The 17,757-nt window shown below is 54.7% G+C and carries 15 protein-coding genes; 14 read left to right on the forward strand and 1 reads right to left on the reverse strand.

All coding sequences use genetic code 11. The features are described from left to right. Nucleotides 1-234 precede the first annotated feature (234 nt). From M0R70_11940 to M0R70_11955, 4 genes are all read left to right on the forward strand, one after another. Entirely contained in the window at nt 235-609 is a 375-nt protein-coding gene (locus M0R70_11940; GenBank protein ID MCK9420078.1) for a nucleotidyltransferase domain-containing protein, read from the forward strand. Continuing rightward, the gene (locus M0R70_11945; GenBank protein MCK9420079.1) at nt 606-908 is read left to right on the forward strand and encodes a hypothetical protein; all 303 of its coding nucleotides are present in this window, start codon (nt 606-608) and stop codon (nt 906-908) included. The genes M0R70_11940 and M0R70_11945 overlap by 4 nt, the downstream gene beginning before the upstream one ends. 216 nt (nt 909-1,124) lie before the next feature. Then, a complete protein-coding gene (locus M0R70_11950) occupies nt 1,125-1,286 on the forward strand; it encodes a hypothetical protein (protein ID MCK9420080.1) in 162 nt (53 codons plus the stop codon). A 76-nt stretch (nt 1,287-1,362) separates the two neighbouring features. Next, nucleotides 1,363-1,575: a hypothetical protein gene (locus tag M0R70_11955; GenBank protein MCK9420081.1), complete on the forward strand. Its 213-nt coding sequence runs from the start codon at nt 1,363-1,365 to the stop codon at nt 1,573-1,575. A gap of 857 nt (nt 1,576-2,432) precedes the next feature. On the opposite strand, the gene M0R70_11960 is transcribed toward M0R70_11955, so the two are convergent. Then, nucleotides 2,433-3,683 (reverse strand): EAL domain-containing protein, encoded by a 1,251-nt coding sequence (locus tag M0R70_11960; GenBank protein MCK9420082.1) that lies wholly within the window; start codon nt 3,681-3,683, stop codon nt 2,433-2,435. 513 nt (nt 3,684-4,196) lie between these two features. Here M0R70_11960 and M0R70_11965 point away from each other — a divergent pair. The 10 genes from M0R70_11965 (at nt 4,197) to M0R70_12010 (ending at nt 17,618) form a co-directional block, all read left to right on the forward strand. Continuing rightward, nucleotides 4,197-6,716 carry an SBBP repeat-containing protein gene (locus tag M0R70_11965; protein ID MCK9420083.1) on the forward strand — a complete coding sequence of 840 codons (2,520 nt, stop codon included), beginning with the start codon at nt 4,197-4,199 and terminating at the stop codon, nt 6,714-6,716. 122 nt (nt 6,717-6,838) lie between these two features. Then, nucleotides 6,839-7,441, forward strand: coding sequence for an XTP/dITP diphosphatase (locus M0R70_11970; GenBank protein MCK9420084.1), 603 nt, complete (start codon nt 6,839-6,841; stop codon nt 7,439-7,441). Between the two features lie 165 nt (nt 7,442-7,606). Further along, nucleotides 7,607-8,254: an adenylate kinase gene (locus tag M0R70_11975; GenBank protein ID MCK9420085.1), complete on the forward strand. Its 648-nt coding sequence runs from the start codon at nt 7,607-7,609 to the stop codon at nt 8,252-8,254. A 73-nt stretch (nt 8,255-8,327) separates the two neighbouring features. Next, nucleotides 8,328-9,566, forward strand: a complete 1,239-nt coding sequence (gene sat, locus M0R70_11980) for a sulfate adenylyltransferase (GenBank protein ID MCK9420086.1) — start codon at nt 8,328-8,330, stop codon at nt 9,564-9,566. Between the two features lie 64 nt (nt 9,567-9,630). After that, nucleotides 9,631-10,062 (forward strand): adenylyl-sulfate reductase subunit beta, encoded by a 432-nt coding sequence (gene aprB / locus M0R70_11985; GenBank protein ID MCK9420087.1) that lies wholly within the window; start codon nt 9,631-9,633, stop codon nt 10,060-10,062. A 14-nt stretch (nt 10,063-10,076) separates the two neighbouring features. Next, nucleotides 10,077-12,116 (forward strand): adenylyl-sulfate reductase subunit alpha, encoded by a 2,040-nt coding sequence (gene aprA, locus M0R70_11990; GenBank protein ID MCK9420088.1) that lies wholly within the window; start codon nt 10,077-10,079, stop codon nt 12,114-12,116. Nucleotides 12,117-12,305: 189 nt separating this feature from the next. Continuing rightward, nucleotides 12,306-13,556: a CoB--CoM heterodisulfide reductase iron-sulfur subunit A family protein gene (locus tag M0R70_11995; GenBank protein MCK9420089.1), complete on the forward strand. Its 1,251-nt coding sequence runs from the start codon at nt 12,306-12,308 to the stop codon at nt 13,554-13,556. Nucleotides 13,557-13,558: 2 nt separating this feature from the next. Further along, nucleotides 13,559-15,793: a hydrogenase iron-sulfur subunit gene (locus tag M0R70_12000; GenBank protein ID MCK9420090.1), complete on the forward strand. Its 2,235-nt coding sequence runs from the start codon at nt 13,559-13,561 to the stop codon at nt 15,791-15,793. 78 nt (nt 15,794-15,871) lie between these two features. Next, the gene (gene qmoC / locus M0R70_12005) at nt 15,872-17,032 is read left to right on the forward strand and encodes a quinone-interacting membrane-bound oxidoreductase complex subunit QmoC (protein MCK9420091.1); all 1,161 of its coding nucleotides are present in this window, start codon (nt 15,872-15,874) and stop codon (nt 17,030-17,032) included. A gap of 148 nt (nt 17,033-17,180) precedes the next feature. Then, nucleotides 17,181-17,618 carry a CBS domain-containing protein gene (locus M0R70_12010; GenBank protein ID MCK9420092.1) on the forward strand — a complete coding sequence of 146 codons (438 nt, stop codon included), beginning with the start codon at nt 17,181-17,183 and terminating at the stop codon, nt 17,616-17,618. Nucleotides 17,619-17,757 lie beyond the last annotated feature (139 nt).

Here is a 17,757-nt window from a genome sequence, read left to right on the forward strand (position 1 = left end):
GTGATCAATCGTCGCCGATAGGTCCCGTCTCTGGTTATGCCCTGGAGCAATAACTGATATCATCCCTTTTGCATGGAGGGGCGGGGAAACTGTTTTCTCCTTGACAACTGTCAACCATATCAGGGTCGCGTCTTGAATGTTGCTGTTTGGCTGGCATTATTGCTATTACGCGGGTGTTCAGGTAAAATAGCATAGTAACAATAGAGCGGATTGTTATAACGCAGGAGGTAAAGCATGTCTTCAAAAACAGCCCTTGATATGACTCCCGATATGTTGCGACAGTATAAGCCGTTTACGTTGAAAAAAGAAAAGGCGGCGCCGGGTCCATCGGCAACGGACGCGCGCGGTGTCGCTGTCAGCATCGCGGAGGAACTGAAGAGGAGATTCGGGGCGAAGAAGGTCGCCCTGTTCGGCTCTCTGGCCAGGGGCGAGTTTGACAGATGGTCCGATATCGACCTTGCCGCCTGGGGCATCCCCGCCGCCGATTTTTACCGTGCCGTCGCTTTCGCGACCGGTTTCAGCGGCAACTGGAGGGTTGACCTCGTGGATGCGGAGGATTGCTCGCCGTCCCTCCGCGCGGTTCTTGAACGGGAAGGAGTCGAGCTGTGAGCAAGGCCGGGGACGCGCTGGCTGACCGTATCCTTTCCGAACTGTCGGAGTTGTCCGCTCTCACGGACCGCGTCAGGCGCGCATGGGAGATGGTTGTAAACAGGAATGATGATTTTTATCTCGACAGCGTCGCACTGAACCTGCACGGCTTCTACTCGGGTTTGGAACGCATTTTCGAGCGGGTCGCATCGTCCATTGACGGGAACATTCCGGCCGGGGCCAATTGGCATCAGGAACTGCTCGTTCAGATGAGCCGTGAAATACAAGGTGTGCGTCCCGCGGTAATCTCCCGGAGCTGAAAGATAAGCTGGAGGGGTACCGGGGGTTTCGTCATGTTGTTCGCCATGTCTACTCCTACCATTTGAATCCCGCCAAAATAAAATCGCTGGTCGATCTTTTTCCCGAAACGCTCAAGGAAGCCGATGCCGCACTTACGGCTTTTGCCGAATTCCTCAGAAACGCGGCTTAATTCCGCATTGGGTTGATTTTAAACGGACATTCCTTTCGGGTGCGAAATGACCTTTGATCTCAAACGAATGCTTGAAAGCAAAAAAGCGCTGCGCAGCAAACTTGCCGGTCGCCCTTTGGCGGAGAAACCCGACATCTCGATCGCAGGAACGCAATCAACTCGAAAGATTGAAGAGTTGTGCGGGACGAAGTGTTCAAGCTTGGCTTAATGGTCGTTATACGTGCTATCGATATCTATTCAGAGCATCTATCTACAAACAGCAAAGTCGTAGACAAGGAGCTTGTATGAACGAAGAAAATCCGACTACCGCCATTACTCCATTTGAACGCATCCGACGGACGCATCCGACAGGCAGCGAATTCTGGTCGAGCCGGGATTTCGCCCAGGTGCTTGGATATACGGATTACCGGAACTTCGAAGCAGTCATCGAAAAAGCGCGCACCGCGTGTTTTAACACAGAGGGACAGCGGCCAGCGGGTCGAAGACCATTTCGTTGAAATCACCGAAATGGTCGAGATCGGCAAAGGCGGACAGCATCAAAAAGCTTGAGACCAATAAGAAAAGAGCTTTGCGCGGTAGTAAAAAGATATGACGAGCACGTCCGGAATGGTGGTTGTTTTAATGGCGCGCCAGGGGCTTGAAAAGCGCAAGGTTTTTAAACTGTTGCAAGACAAACAGCGGAATAGAATGTTTGTATCCAAGGATATCCTCAAGATTATGGAATGAAAGTGAAGTTACGTAAGCCGAACGCTATGTAACTTTAAGCTTGTAAAGTTACATAGCGTGAAAATAATGAAACTCAAGTTACATAAGGACAGCGACAGGCAATCGTCTTATCAGGCGCTTGGGGACGTATCACGAACAGGATCGTCCGGGAGATGTTCAAACTTGCCGATGAAGGCGCGCTTAAGGAAATACGCAAGCTCGAAAAGCTCGGCGTCATAAAATCCGAAGGAAGAGGGCGAAGCGTTATGTACGTCCTTGCGTGAGGTTGGCGATTAGGGGATAAAAAGACGAAGGAATATTTTTTGGCGGTTCAGTCGGGAATGGATCGGAACTATGAACCTATGACAACGGTTTTCAGCGACGTGATCCGTAGGACGCTGCGGACTCATGAACAGTAGCAGGTCGCGCCCGCTTCTTGGAAGGCTTGCGCGCGCTCAGACCGGCAATTCGCACACCTTCTATGGCTGTGGAACTCTCTACTGTAATAGAGAGAGCTGCCTCTCGCTCGTTGGAATTTTTCAGGTAGGGGTTGGTTTTTATTAATGCGTCTTTAAGCATGGCATCATTATACTAAAAACAATCACCGAAATCACTATTTTTATCCGGCTTGAAACCGGATGATATTAAACTACAGGAGCACGGGGAATGCCGGTCCCGGTCTTGCAAAGAGGAACCCCTGGCCGAAGGTCACCCCGATCTCCTTGAGCACATTCAGTTCTTCCTCAGTCTCGATCCCCTCGGCAATGACCATGGAATTCATCTTGGCTGACAGGTTCAGGATCGCCTTGATCAGTTCCTGCTTGAGCATGTTGTTTTTTATTCCCCGCACCAGGGAAATATCAAGCTTGATATAGTCAGGTTTTAATTCGACCACGGTTTCCAGGCTCGAAAAGCCCGATCCGGTGTCATCCACGGCAATCGCAAATCCGAGGTCCTTGTAATACTGCACCGCCTTGTTGAACAGCTCGTAATTCTCGATCGCTTCCCGCTCGGTTATCTCAAAAACGATGTTGAACGGCGTCAACTGCAGTTCATCCAGCAGGGACTTAAGATAAGCGTCCCGGAAATCAGGGTCCAATACCATGGAAGGAAGGCAATTGATGAAGAGTTTTTGGCCGCTCTTTAATCCCTTCGCGTTCTTGAGGGCCTTGTTCCTGCACAGCCGGTCGAGCTCAAAGAGCAGGTCGGATTCGGCCGCGGCATCAAAGAGAATGTAGGGGTTTTCGAATTCCGTCCCCTCCGGGCCGCGGGTCAGCGCCTCATAGCCGAGGATCTCCTTCTTTCTAAAGTCAACGATCGGCTGAAAAATCGTGCGAACGCTTTCTTTGAGAATAAGCTCCTGGAGCTTTTCCTTGTACCGCATGACCCGCTTAAACTCATAGTAATTGGCCATGGTCTTCGCATCTTCAACGAGCTTGTTCAGCAGACGTTCATCCCGCATCAGAGGGTTATGGATGACGACGGCGTAGCCGATGGAGATCTTCGGGTTCCCCCGGAGATAAGGGAAGGTAATGGGGAACACTTGCTTGTTGAGATGGCCTGTTATTCTCTCACAGAGGGTCTCCAGGTCCGAAGAACAAAAGTCCTTCTTATCGCGTTTACCCGACAGAAAGATGGTGACCTCGTCACTTCCCGCGCTGTTCGCGACGATGATATCATCATATCGAATCTGTTTCCCTTGCATCGCCACGATGGTCTCCTGGATCTTCTTCACGATCTCCAGGTACATTTTTTTGCCGCAGAACCCTTCGATCTTGTTGATCCGGGAACAATTGATATAGAGGGCGGAGAGGGAAAGGTTGTTGGAGAGCATCGTGCTGATCTCTTTTATCCTGTCCTGGAACGCGGGGATCAATTCAGGTGCTGTTTCTTCTTCCATCAGGGGCTCCTTTTCGGATCATATTTATTCGTCAGCGCCGGAGCTTTTTCGACAAGCGAGGATGTCAGAATCGCCGTCGAACAAGAATTCAAGCCGGGCTGCGGACAAGAGGTTACTGTAAGGATAGCATAGACGCATGCTTTTTTTCAACTGCATTGTTCTTTTCAGCCGCCCTTGTAAAGCTTCTCCTAATGGACATTGTACTCGCCACACGCAATAAGATGAAGATCAAAGAGACCAGGCGGATCACCGCCGGCATGCCGATCACGATCCTTTTGCCCGATGATTTCCCGGATTGCCCCGAAACCGAATCCAGTCCCGTTTTTTATTACTGCAGGATTTCTAAAATTACAATTAACATTGCTATATTTTTTTGATATAGGGTGAATTTTACCTTGTAAAAAAACGACCAGCTCTGTATCTTGGTTTACTTTCAGATAGATTAAGAAAGAGGAGCTCCAGGCGGCAGTCGTATCAGGCGGATGTTGATTCACATAATCGAAAGGGGACAGTATGCAAAAGAGTGGTAGAAAAAAAACAGGTATGGTTGTGCTGAGTGTGCTTTTTATCGGTTGTCTGACGGGTTATGCAATAACCCAGGCAGCAAAGGGAACATCGTCTCATTCGAACGCCGCTCCTTCGGGAGTTCTTTCTAAAACACAGGCGCTGCGGAATTTCGGAAGAGCGCCTTTGCATTTCGAGGAAAACAAGGGACAGACTGACAGGCAGGTCAAGTTTCTGTCGCGCGGGAGAGGGTATACCCTTTTCTTGACGCCGACCGAATCGGTGATCACGCTGAACAGGTCGAGCGCAACGGTAGGGCGGTCAGCAGAACAGGAAACCGCGGTCGTTCGCATGAGCTGGAACGGCGCTGACCCGCACGCGAACGTAACGGGACTTGAACCGCTTGCAGGGAGGAGCAACTATCTGATCGGCGATCAGTCTCAATGGCGAAAGAACATCCAGTCCTATGCCAAAGTGCGGTACGAGAAACTCTATCCCGGCATCGATCTCGTGTTCTACGGGAACCAGAACCAGCTTGAGTATGACTTTGTGGTTGCGCCGGGCTCTGACCCGAAAGCGATCCGCCTCGGCTTCACGGGCGAGGACAGGCTCAGCATCGACACGCAGGGCAACCTCGTTATTCATACCGGCACGGACAGGATCGTGCAAAAAGCACCCGTGGTGTACCAGGAGGTCAACGGAACGAGACAGCAAGTCGCCGGTTCTTATGTAGCGACAGGCAGTCATGAGGTCGGGTTCCAGGTTGCTTCCTACGATGCGGGAAAAACGCTTTACATCGACCCGGTGTTCGCGTTTTCATCGTTCCTTGGAGGCAATGGCTATGATTACGCGAAGGCGGTGGCTGTTGACAGCTCGAACAATATCTATGTGACGGGGTATACGAACTCGACGAACTTCCCCAGTGCAACCGGGCACGCCGGTTCGGACTACGATGTCTTTGTCATGAAGATCAGCGCCGCCGGGACCGTTGTATATTCCACCTATGTCGGCGACAGCAATACCCAGGACAAGGGTTATGCGATAGCCGTTGACAGCAGCGGCAATGCCTATGTGACGGGAGAAACAGATAATCCCGGCAGCGGAGCGACCTTCCCGGTCGTCAATGGTTTCACCACGACTCCCGGTGACGGCGCGATTGTCTTCAAACTCAACAGCGCCGGGTCTGCCCTTCTCTATTCCACGATACTCCAGAGCGGCAGCAGCGCCCTTGGCTACGGAATCGCAGTTCAGGGTGCCAATGCGTATGTATGCGGCGGCGGAGCGATCAATACATCGATGTTCCCGAACTGGCCGACGGCAGGAACTTACAGCACCCATACGGGCGGCACTGCGGGATTATATGATGCATTCATGGTCAAGATCGATACGGCCGCAACCGGAGCATCATCGCTTAAATATGCCACCCGTTATGGCGGCACGGGCTGGGAGTATGCGTATTCGGTAGCTGTGGACAGCAGCGGTAATGCCTATGTTACCGGAGAGACCGACATCAATCAGACAGTCCCTTATCGCCAGGTTCTGGTAGTAAAGTTCGATTCTGCAGGATCCGTGGTCTATGCATCCACCATCGGCGGATCGAGCGACAGCTATGGATACGGCATCGCTGTGGACTCTTCGGGGAATGCTTATGTGACAGGCAAAACATCGGCGTCAAATTTCCCAACGACAACAGGCGCGTACCAGGTCGCCTATGCGGGTGCGGGCGATGCTTTTGTTGCCAAGCTGGATACAACCGGCAGCACGCTGCTCTATTCCACCTTTCTTGGCGGCGCTTCTTCATCGGATACCGGTCACGGCATCGCTCTGGACAGCGCAGGCAATGCCTATGTCGCCGGGGAAACGGACTCCTCCAACTTCCCGACGACGGTTGATGCGATCCAGTCCGCCAGGGCAAGCTCGAATACCGAAGCCTTTGTCACGGCGCTCAATTCGACCGGTACAGCGCTCCTGTATTCAAGCTACTTGGGCGGCACAGGCAATGTCGGGGGCGGAGACAAGGCCTTTGGTATCGCCCTGGACGGCAATGAGGATGTTATCGTTGTGGGCCAGACCGATTCAACGGACTTCCCGGTATCGAGCGCATTCCAGAGCACACACGGGGGCGGCCTGTTTGATGGATTTGTGGCCAAGATAACCTCCTCTACGACAACAACAACAGGCGGTGGTGGAACCGTGGGTTCAGGAACAACAACGACAACAGGCGGCGGAGACGGGAGTTCAGGCGGTGGAGGGGGTGGCTGCTTTATTGCGACTGCTGCGTATGGAACACCCATGGCGACGGACGTGCGTTACCTCCGCGCCTTTCGGGACGAGTATCTCCTGACGAATGCGGCGGGCAGGCAATTCGTGCACTTCTATTATGCAGTCAGTCCTCCGGTTGCGGATTTCATCCGGCAACACGAGTCACTTCGTACATCAGTGCGCGTCGGCCTGACGCCCTTCGTGGCGCTGAGCAAGTCCGTCGTGAGCGACGAAGCGTATAATAAGGAAACGGTGGACCAGAAATAGACGGGTTTTCACCTCCGGTGAACGGACACGGCGGACAGCGAGCTCGAACGCTGTCCGCCTTTTTTGCGGCCAGGTAAGGCCTGCTTGCAAAAGGGAAGCTTCTGTGCTACGGTACGCTTCTCATGGAAATCGTTCTCGCCACACGCAATAAAAAGAAGATCGAAGAGATCAGGCGGATAACCGCCGACCTTCCGATAAGCATTCTTTCCCTCGACAATTTCCCGGCTTGCCCAGAAACCGTTGAGGACAGGGACACCTTTGAAGGCAATGCGGTCAAGAAAGCAAGCGAGGTCTGCGCATGCACAGGCAAGACCGCCCTTGCTGACGACTCAGGGCTCGAGGTAGATGCCCTTGGCGGCGCGCCCGGTGTGTACTCAGCCCGGTATGCCGGCAGTGCCGTCGGCGGCAATGATGTCAGGAACTACGAAAAGCTTCTCTCCGAACTTAACCATGTTCCGGACGAGAAGCGGGGCGCCCGGTTTGTCTGCTGCATGGCTCTGGCCTTCCCGGACGGATCGGTCAAGACTTTTTTCGGATATGCCGAAGGTAGCATAGGACATGAGCCCCGCGGTTCGCGGGGGTTCGGTTATGACCCGGTGTTCATTCCCAAGGGCCGCAAAAACACATTTGCCGAGATGTCAGGTGACGAGAAAGACCGGCTCAGTCACCGGGGCAAAGCACTTGAAAAACTTGCCTCTTCCCTTCATTCTCCCCGCCATTTATAAACAAAACTAATATTCAAATTATTATTATTAACTTGAAAAACAACTCGATATCAACGATTATATGCACCTGTCTAAAATCATACACGGGCTTATTACGCCTTCTGTCTTTTTAATTGAACACATTTAACTGAACACAAAATCCTTATTCACGGAGGTCACATCCTCATGGCCCATAGAGTTGTGCTGCTCGGCGCTCCCGGCGCCGGTAAAGGTACGCAGGCGAAGATGCTGATCGAGAAGTACAGGATCCCGCAGATCTCCACGGGCGACATTCTTCGCAAGGCTGTTGCAGACGGCACGCCGCTCGGCAAGGAAGCAAAAGTGATCATGGATTCGGGCGGACTCGTGTCGGACAAGATCGTGCTCGGACTCGTTGAAGAGCGCATCAAACAGCCTGACTGCAAGGCCGGCTTCATCCTCGACGGGTTCCCGCGCAACACGGCCCAGGCCGAGGCCCTCGACAAGATACTCACCGGCATGGGCATGCCGCTCACCGCCGCCCTCAACATCGACGTGGACATGAACGACCTCCTCAAGCGCCTCACCGGCCGGCGGACCTGCAAAGCCTGCCAGCAGATGTACAACATCTATTTCTCTCCCCCGAAAAAAGAAGGCTTCTGCGACAAGTGCGGCGGCGTGTTGTTTCAGCGCGACGACGACAAGGAAGAGACCATCAAGAAGCGGCTTGAGGTGTATACGAAGCAGACCGCGCCGCTCATCGACTACTATTCCAAAAAAAATATCATGAAGACCATCATGGGCACGGGCAGCATTAACGATATCTTCACCAAGGTGGTTGCAGTTCTCGGGTAAAGGATCATCATCGGTCAGATATGTCAGATCGGACCGATCAGACCTATTTAAATTCTCTCAAGGAGGAAACACTATGGCACTGGTAAAGCCTCACGGCAAAAAGAAGAAGCTCATGCCGCTTCTTCTGGAAGGCGCGGCCCTTCAAAAGGAACAGAAGAAGGCCAAGACCCTGAAGCAGCTCAAGATCTCATCCCGCGAGACCGCAGATCTCGTGATGATGGGCATCGGCGCGTTCACCCCGCTTACGGGTTTCATGACCAAGAAAGACTGGAAGGGTGTCTGCGACAAGTTCAAAATGGCGGACGGCACGTTCTGGCCGGTCCCGGTGACGCTCTCGGCGTCCACGGATTTCGCCGACTCGCTCAAGAAGAATGAAGAGATCACCCTCGTGGATGAAGACTCGGGCACGATCATGGCCACCATGAAGGTGACCGAGAAGTACGCCATGTCCAAGTCCGACAAGGAACATGAGTGCAAGCAGATCTTCCGCACCGTGGATGTTGCAGGACATCCGGGCGTTCAGAAGGTCATGGGACAGCCTGATGTGAACCTGGCAGGTCCGGTGAAGGTCCTCTCCGAGGCCCATTTCCCCGAGACCTTCAAGGGCATTTACATGACCCCGAAGCAGACCCGCAAGATGTTCGAGGAAAAGGGCTGGAGCACGATCGCGGCGTTCCAGACCCGGAACCCCATGCACCGCTCGCACGAGTACCTCGCCAAGATTGCCATCGAGACCATGGACGGCGTTCTGATCCACCAGATCCTGGGCAAGCTCAAAGAGGGCGATATCCCGGCCGATGTCCGCGCCGACGCCATCAACACCCTCATGGAGAAGTATTTCGTAAAGGACTCCTCCATCCAGTGCGGTTACCCCATGGAGATGCGCTATGCCGGTCCGCGTGAAGCGCTCCTGCACGCGCTCTTCCGCCAGAACTTCGGCTGCAGCCACCTGATCGTCGGACGCGACCATGCCGGCGTGGGCGACTACTACGGCCCCTTTGACGCGCAGAAAATCTTCGACGATATCCCGAAGGGCGCGCTCGAGACCCAGCCCCTCAAGATCGATCATACGTTCTACTGCTTCAAGTGCGACGGCATGGCCTCCATGAGGACCTGCCCCCACGGCAAGGATGACCGGCTCATGCTGTCCGGAACCAAGCTCCGGAAGATGCTCTCCGAGGGCGAGAATGTTCCGGATCATTTCAGCCGCCCCGAAGTGCTCGAGATCCTCAAGAAATACTATGCGGGCCTCACCGAGAAGGTGGAGATCAAGTTGCACAGCCACGCCGAAGGCACGCATACGCACAAGTAAACTACGGAACAACGACTGCAGATGCAGTTTAACTTAACATTCTATAGATAGGAGGTTCAGAAACATGCCAAGTTATGTGATTACAGAGAAGTGCGACGGTTGCAAGGCGCAAGATAAGACTGCATGCCAGTATATCTGCCCGAACGACCTCATGGCCCTGAACAGGGACATCATGAAGGCGTTCAACCAGGAGCCGGAACAGTGCTGGGAGTGCTACAACTGCGTCAAGATCTGCCCGCAGCAGGCGATCGAGATCCGGGCCTACCAGGACTTTGCTCCCCTTGGGGCGAACGTTATCCCGATGAGGGGTACGGACTCCATCATGTGGACCATCAAGTTCCGGAACGGGATCCTCAAGCGCTTCAAGTTCCCGATAAGGACAACGGTGGAAGGTTCGGTCGATCCCTTCAAGGGCAAGCCCGAGGTCGATTATGCAAAACTCAAACAGCCGGGCCTCTTCACCACAACGAAGGCCTTGCCAGTAATGAAGAAATAAGGAGGATATGAAAAATGGAAAAAGAAACCTGTAATTTTTCGTTCTGCGCGAAGCCGGCGATTGAAGAGATTGAGACCGATCTTCTCCTCATCGGCGGCGGTATGGCGTGCTGCGGCGCGGCGTTCGAAGGCGCCCGCTGGGCAAATCCAAAGAAGATCAAGATGATCATGGTGGACAAGGCCGCGACCGACAGGTCCGGCGCAGTTGCCATGGGTCTGTCGGCCATCAACACCTACATGGGTGACAACGATCCGGTGGACTATGTCAAAATGGTACGGAACGACCTCATGGGCATCATCCGCGAAGACCTGGTCTATGACCTCGGCCGCGTTGTTGATGATTCCGTGCAGCTGTTCGAGGAGTGGGGCCTTCCGATCTGGAAGATGGGCGATGACGGCTTCTCTCTCGACGGTTTCCAGGCAAAGGAAGCCGGCAAGGTCTCACTGAAGGACGGCGGCAAGCCGGTCCGTTCAGGCAAGTGGCAGATCATGATCAACGGCGAGTCCTACAAGGTCATCGTGGCCGAAGCCGCGAAGAAGGCCCTTGAGACCAACCGCGCCGCCACCGGCGAGAAGACGAACCATTACGAGCGCGTGTTCATCGTGAAGCTTTACAATGACGCCAAGGACCCCAATCGCGTCGCAGCAGCGGCCGGTTTCAGCGTACGTGAGAACAAGATCTACATATTCAAGGCAAAGGCCATGGTGCTGGCAGCCGGCGGCGCGGTAAACGTGTTTCGTCCCCGGTCGACCCAGGAAGGTCAGGGCCGCGCATGGTATCCGGTCTGGAATTCCGGCTCCGGCTATGCCCTCGGCCTGCAGGCCGGCGCAGAGCTCACCATGATGGAGAACCGTTTCGTGCCCGCCCGCTTCAAGGACGGCTACGGCCCGGTGGGCGCATGGTTCCTGTTCTTCAAAGCCAAGGCGACCAACAGCCTCGGCGAAGACTATTGCGTCAACCCGGAAGCCCTGGCAGAGGCCAAGGCAAAATACGGCAAGTATGTCGATAACCTCGGCACAGCCATCCGCAACCACCTCATGATGCGCGACATGAAGCTGGGCAAGGGCCCGATCCTCATGAGGACGGACGAGGCAATGGCCGCCATCAACAAGAACTTCAAGGAAAAGCTCGGCGATAAAGAGGGCGCCAAGAAGGTGAAGCACCTCGAAGCTGAAGCATGGGAAGACTTCCTCGATATGGCCATCGGCCAGGCCGGCCTCTGGGCCGCCAAGAACATCGAGCCGGACAAGGTCCCGTCCGAAATCATGCCGACCGAGCCTTATCTCCTCGGTTCGCATGCAGGTTGCGCAGGATTCTGGTGCTGCGGTCCCGATGACATCGGCGCGCCGGAAGAGTGGAACAAAAAATGGCCGGCAGGAAACTATAATCGCCATTCAACCGTCAAGGGCCTGTTTATGTGCGGCGATATCTGCGGCGCCTCGGGCCACAAGTTCTCCTCGGGTTCACATGCCGAGGGCCGCATCGCGGCGAAGAGCGCAATCGCGTTCATCCTCGATCATCCGGACTACAAGCCGACGATCAAAGAGACGGCTGATCATCTGGCGGCAGAGCTCTATCTGCCCTTCGAAGTGTATGAGAAGCACAAGACCCTGACCACGGACCCCTTTATCAACCCGAATTACATCAGACCGAAGATGCTCCAGACCCGTTTGCAGAAGATCGCCGACGAGTACTTTGGCGGCATCGGGACCTGGTACATGACCTCCAAGACCATGCTCGATGAAGGCTTGAAGCAGCTTCAGGTCCTGAAGGAAGACACGTCCAAGATGGCGGCAAGCAACCTGCACGAACTGATGCGCTGCTGGGAGAACTATCACCGCATCCTCTCCGTGGAGGCCCATGCCCGCCACATCCTGTTCCGGGAAGAGTCACGGTATCCCGGCTACTACTATCGCGGCGACTTCGACAAGATCGACGACACCAATTGGAAGTGCTTCGTGAACTCCAAGTATAATTTGGAGAAGGACACTTGGGAAGTCAAGAAGGTTCCCTACGTACAGATCGTTGAAGATGCAGCTCCTGTAAAACATTAAGAACATTCTCAACTCCGGGGAAGGCATGCGCCTTCCCCGGATTTTATTGGAAACTGGAAACTGGAAATTTTAAATTGATAAATGATGGAAGTAAATCGTGGTTTTTCATCCTTAAATTTTAAATTTCCAATCTTCAATTTCCAATTTACAATTGAACGGTTTTATCGTTTTAAGGAGGAATAAGATATCATGGCGGAAAACAGGTTATTGGTTGTCGGCGGGGGCTTCAGCGGCCTCACGACAGCAGTGGAAGCCGCGGAAGCGGGCTCCGATGTCATCATCGTGGAAAAGAACCCCTATCTCGGCGGCCGGGTGACGCAGCTGAACAAATATTTCTGGAAGATGTGCCCGCCGAACTGCGGTCTCGAGATACAGTACAAACGCATCAAGAACAACGGCCAGGTGAAGATCTATACCATGGCCGAAGTGGAAAAGGTATCCGGTTCGGAGGGGAACTTCGACGTCACCATCAAGATCAAACCCCGGTTCGTGAACGACAAGTGTACGGGCTGCAACAAGTGCGCAGAGGCGTGTCCGGTCGAACGGAAGAACGACTTCGATTTCGGCATGAGCACCACCAAGTCGGCCTATCTCCCGCACAACCAGGCCTTCCCGCTCCAGTACGTGATCGATGAGAAGACCTGCAAAGGCCCGTCCTGCGCCAAGTGCGTGGCGGCCTGCGCCTATGACGCCATCAAGCTCGACATGAAACCGGAGACCGTGACCGTTAAGGTCGGCGCCGTGGTCATGGCCACGGGCTGGAATCCCTACGATGCAACGAAGATTGACAACCTCGGCTTCGGCACGGTGCAGAACGTCATCACCAACATGATGATGGAGCGCATCGCCGCTCCCAACGGACCCACGCTGGGCAAGATCGTGCGTCCTTCCGACGGCAAGGAAGTGAAGAACATCGCCTTTGTGCAGTGCGCGGGCTCGCGCGACGAGAACCATCTGGCCCATTGCTCATACATCTGCTGCCTGGCCTCGCTCAAGCAGGCGTCCTATGTCAGAGAGCTGTATCCCGACGCCAAGGTGAAGATCTTCTATATTGATATCAGGACCCCCGGACTGTATGAAAACCGGTTTTATACCAAGATCAAGGAAGACCAGAACGTGTCTTTCCTCAAAGGCAAGGTCGCCAAGGTCGAGCAGGCGCAGAATGGTGATGTAAAGGTAACTGCCGAGGACATCCAGGGCGGCAGCAAGATCACCGAGACCTTCGATATGGTGGTGCTGGCCACGGGCATGGAGCCCACGTCTCGGTCACTCACGGGCGCAGGCATTCCGGTGACTGACGACGGGTTTGTGGACCAGACAACACTCCCGAAGGGTATCTATGCGACCGGGACGCTCAAGACCCCTGTTGATGTGGCGCGGTCCGCGCAGGACGCAACGGGCGTGGTCATGAAGAGCATCCAAAGCTTGAGGAGGAAATAAGGATGGAGAAGAAATTCTGCGTATATATCTGCAAAGGGTGCGGCATCAAGGAGGCGATGGACGTCGAGAAGGTCGCCGGCGCAGCCAAGAAGGTGCAAAACTTCAAATTCCACGATGTTCTCTGCAGCCCTGAAGGCATACAGCTGATCAAGGATGATATGGCGAAGGACGGCATAAACACGCTGGTCATCGCCGCCTGTTCTCCCCGCGTAAAGGCCGCGGAGTTCACGTTCCCCGGCGCCCTGGTAGAGCGGGTCAACATCCGCGAATTCGTTGCCTGGACCATGGAGCCGAACACGGACGAAACAAACGATGCCGCCTACGATTACATCAGCATGGGCATTGTGAAGGCGCAGAAGTCCGAACTGTCGGAGCCGAACATCCTTCCGGACCTGAATAATACGATTCTCGTGATCGGCGGCGGTATTGCCGGCATGGCTGCGGCGCTTTCCGCTGCGGGCGCGGGCCAGCAGGTGGTCCTTGTCGAGAAGGACGCCCAACTTGGCGGCATCGCGAACAAACTGTATAAGAAGATCCCGACCGGTTCCTATATCAACAAACCGCTGATCGTCGATACCGACATTGCCAAGACCGTTGGTGAGGTTGAAAGCAACCCGAATATCAAGGTCTACAAGTCAACGACGGTCTCCAAGACGGATGGACAACCCGGCCTGTATGACGTGACGCTCTCGAATGGCGAGACCATGAAGATCGGGGCCATTGTCATGGCATCGGGCTGGACGCCGTATGATGCGAACAAGCTCGATTACCTCGGCTACGGCAGGATGAAGAACGTGGTCACGAACTTCGAGCTCGAAGAGATCGCAAAGAAGAATAACGGCAAGCTGCTCCGTCCGTCCGACGGCAAGCCCGCCTTGAAGGTGGCCTTTATCCAGTGCGCGGGACAACGCGATCCGAACCATCTTCCCTATTGCTCATCCATGTGTTGCGCAACGTCGTTGAAGCAGGCACAGTATGTGCGCCAGAATGAAGATGCCCTTGCCATGATCTTCTACAAGGACATCCGGACCCCGGGCAGGACCGAACTCTACTATAAAGAAGCACAGAACAATCCGGGCGTGATGCTCACGAAGGCCGATGTGACCGGCGTTTCCGAAGCCGTGAACGGCAACATGTTCGTTGAGATGGAGAACACGCTCTTTGGGACCAAGACCGGCGAGAAGGTGAAAATCGAGGCGGACCTTGTGGTCCTGGCCACGGGCCTGGTGCCGACCTCGCGCGGTCCCCAGGAATATGCCGACGGTCTGACCGCCGCGGCAACCGGCGGAGACGAAGCGAAAAAGAACTACCTCGAGCAGACACCGAAGCCGGATTACATCCTGAACCTCGGATACCGTCAGGGGCCTGAAATCCCGACCCTCGATGGCGCATCCGGCTTTGCGGATTCGAACTTCATCTGCTTCCAGTATGAGACCCGGCGGACCGGTATCTACGCTGCCGGCGGCGTTCACCAGCCCATGAACATGGCAGAGGCGCAGGAGGACGGGGCCGGAGCGGCGTTCAAGGCCATACAGGTCCTCGACCACGTGGCGCGGGGCGTTGCTGTCCATCCGCGCAGCTGGGATACCACCTATCCCGACCCGATGATCATCAAGTGCACTGCCTGCAAGCGGTGCACGGAAGAGTGCCCCTTCGGCGCTATCGACGAGGATGAGAAGGGCATTCCAAAATACAATCTCAACCGATGCCGGCGCTGCGGCACCTGCATGGGCGCCTGCCCCGAGCGCATCGTGTCCTTTAAGGATTACAGTGTCGATATCGTAGGTTCCATGCTCAAGGCTGTAGATTACTCCGATGATGAGGACAAGCCGACGATCATCTGCCTGGTCTGCGAGAACGACTCCTACCCGGCGCTCGACACAGCGGCTATTGCCGGAAAGAAGATCGATCCGGCATTCCGGTTCATTTCCATGCGGTGCCTGGGCGGCATGAACCTGGTGTGGGTCGCCGACGCGCTGTCCAAGGGCGCCGACGGTATGCTGCTTCTCGGTTGCAAGTTCGGCGAGAACTATCAGTGCCACTTCATCAAGGGCAGTGAGCTGGCGAACACCCGCTTCAGCAAGGTGAGCGAGACCCTGAACCGGCTGCAGCTCGAGTCCGAGCGCGTCCAGCTCATGCAGGTGGCCATCAACGAGTATGATAAACTGCCGGACATGCTCAATGAGTTTGCTGCCAGGATAAGAGAGATCGGACCGAATCCGTTCAGGACCATGTAGTTCAAGTGCGGACTGCGAAATGCGGAGTGCGGAGTTAGAAAATAAATAAACCCTAACCAGAGTAGCGGGAGGAGATATATGTCAGAGGCAACAGTCATTAAACCGGATTTGGCGTTCGTGAACGAGATCATCAAGGGCGGCGGCGAGTCCCTGAAGAAGTGCTACCAGTGCGCCACCTGCTCGGTGGTCTGCAACGTCACACCGGAAGGGAACCCCTTCCCGCGCAAAGAGATGGTCCTGGCCCAATGGGGCCAGAAGGACAAGCTCATTACGAGCGCCGATGTGTGGCTGTGCCACCAGTGCAGCGACTGCACGGCCTATTGCCCGCGCGGCGCAAAGCCCGGCGAGGTCCTGAACGCTATCCGTAAACAGAGCATCAAGCACGTGGCGATGATACCCTTCTTTGCGAAGATTGCGACGGACCCCAAGCTCATCTGGCTCTTGTTCGCGATACCAATGGCGCTTTTCTATATCATCATGCCGTATAAGAACATCGGCGATATCCCGCGCGCGGACGGCGAGATGGCCTATCATATGTTCATGCCGGTATTTCCCCAGATTGACGTTACCTTTACCTTGACGGCGATCTTCGCGGCGTTATCGGCTTTTGTGGGCATCAAGCGGCTCTGGAGCGGGATGCAGGCCCAGGCAGGGGGGATTAAGTCAAGCGGCAGCCTCGTGGGAGACATTATCACCTCCCTCACCACCATCCTCGCACATTCGAAGTTCGCCGACTGCAACGTGAACAAGCTCAGGCAGTGGGGCCATATGCTTCTCTTTTACTCATTCGCGGGGCTCACCCTCACGACGATGTGGGCAGTGGCCTATCTCTACGGCAATGAGTTGTTCGGCATTCAGGCATTCGGGCCCTTTCATTTTGGGGAATCGCCGTATCCGATGAGCGATCCCGTGAAAATTCTTGCCCTTATCAGCTCGATCGCGTTCGCGGCGGGTTTCATCATTATCCTCATAAACCGGTTTGCACAGGCCGGCAAGGCGGGTATCGGTTCCTATTTTGACTGGATCTTTCTTTTGATCGTGTTCGGTGTCGGCACCACCGGGATGCTCTCCTGGGCGCTCCGGTTGGCTGATATGAATGTCGGGTATATTGTATATTATTTCCATCTCGTGTTTATCTGGTCGTTGTTTGCCTACGCGCCGTACTCGAAGTTCGCGCACCTCTTCTATCGCACGACCGCGATGGTGTTCTCTCTTCGTTCCGGGCGCGATAGAAAGTAATTTCCTCGGGGAGCAGGAACGCAGGAATCTTTCGCTTCACAAGAAGATGGCTCTGTGGTACACTCTTGCGAATGTGAGGCCCGCCACGCGGGGGCCGGAGTTTTTTTTTGCGGTAAGGCCACCATCTGATCGCAGGGAGGAGCAGACCATGCAGGTTAAAGAGCTGTTAAGCATCAAAGGACTGGAGTGCTTCAGCATCACGAGCGAACGGTCGCTGCTCGACGCGGCAAAGCAGATGGCGGAGTGCAACATCGGAGCGCTGCTGGTCATGGACCGGGGGACACTTGTCGGCATTGTCACGGAACGCGACATTGTGAAGAACGCGGCCAGGGACAAGGTCCTGTGCAAGGACGTGATCATCAAAACCGTCATGAGCACGAACCTCCTCGTGGTCAAACCCGGCGATGATCTGGACTACGTGATGGCGATCATGATCCAGAACAATATCCGCCATACCCCGGTCATGGAAGAGAGCGGTCTGGTGGGGCTCCTGTCCATGCGGGACGTGGTCCGGGTGCTGGTCAAGAATTTGAAAGCGGAGAATATATATCTGAAAGATATGATCGGCGGCAAGTTCGAGGTGTAAGCGCCGGTCTTAAAAACTCATGAGGGAGGGATGCCTGAGGGAACAAAAGGTTCGATCGGAGCCAGGCGGCTGATGGAAGAAGCGGCGCCTGCAAATAATATTGAAACTGATGTTATCGTATTATAAATCAATTTAAAGG

This window comes from Nitrospirota bacterium (genome assembly GCA_023229435.1).
In the GTDB taxonomy this organism is placed as follows: domain Bacteria; phylum Nitrospirota; class UBA9217; order UBA9217; family UBA9217; genus JALNZF01.

What these genes read in the sequence shown, in the direction of transcription:
- M0R70_11940 (MCK9420078.1), top strand. Translation starts at nt 235, where the DNA reads ATGTCTTCAAAAACAGCCCTTGATATGACTCCCGATATGTTGCGACAG.
- M0R70_11950 (MCK9420080.1), top strand. Translation starts at nt 1,125, where the DNA reads ATGACCTTTGATCTCAAACGAATGCTTGAAAGCAAAAAAGCGCTGCGC.
- M0R70_11955 (MCK9420081.1), top strand. Translation starts at nt 1,363, where the DNA reads ATGAACGAAGAAAATCCGACTACCGCCATTACTCCATTTGAACGCATC.
- M0R70_11960 (MCK9420082.1), bottom strand. Translation starts at nt 3,683, where the DNA reads ATGGAAGAAGAAACAGCACCTGAATTGATCCCCGCGTTCCAGGACAGG.
- M0R70_11965 (MCK9420083.1), top strand. Translation starts at nt 4,197, where the DNA reads ATGCAAAAGAGTGGTAGAAAAAAAACAGGTATGGTTGTGCTGAGTGTG.
- M0R70_11970 (MCK9420084.1), top strand. Translation starts at nt 6,839, where the DNA reads ATGGAAATCGTTCTCGCCACACGCAATAAAAAGAAGATCGAAGAGATC.
- M0R70_11975 (MCK9420085.1), top strand. Translation starts at nt 7,607, where the DNA reads ATGGCCCATAGAGTTGTGCTGCTCGGCGCTCCCGGCGCCGGTAAAGGT.
- sat (MCK9420086.1), top strand. Translation starts at nt 8,328, where the DNA reads ATGGCACTGGTAAAGCCTCACGGCAAAAAGAAGAAGCTCATGCCGCTT.
- aprB (MCK9420087.1), top strand. Translation starts at nt 9,631, where the DNA reads ATGCCAAGTTATGTGATTACAGAGAAGTGCGACGGTTGCAAGGCGCAA.
- aprA (MCK9420088.1), top strand. Translation starts at nt 10,077, where the DNA reads ATGGAAAAAGAAACCTGTAATTTTTCGTTCTGCGCGAAGCCGGCGATT.
- M0R70_11995 (MCK9420089.1), top strand. Translation starts at nt 12,306, where the DNA reads ATGGCGGAAAACAGGTTATTGGTTGTCGGCGGGGGCTTCAGCGGCCTC.
- M0R70_12000 (MCK9420090.1), top strand. Translation starts at nt 13,559, where the DNA reads ATGGAGAAGAAATTCTGCGTATATATCTGCAAAGGGTGCGGCATCAAG.
- qmoC (MCK9420091.1), top strand. Translation starts at nt 15,872, where the DNA reads ATGTCAGAGGCAACAGTCATTAAACCGGATTTGGCGTTCGTGAACGAG.
- M0R70_12010 (MCK9420092.1), top strand. Translation starts at nt 17,181, where the DNA reads ATGCAGGTTAAAGAGCTGTTAAGCATCAAAGGACTGGAGTGCTTCAGC.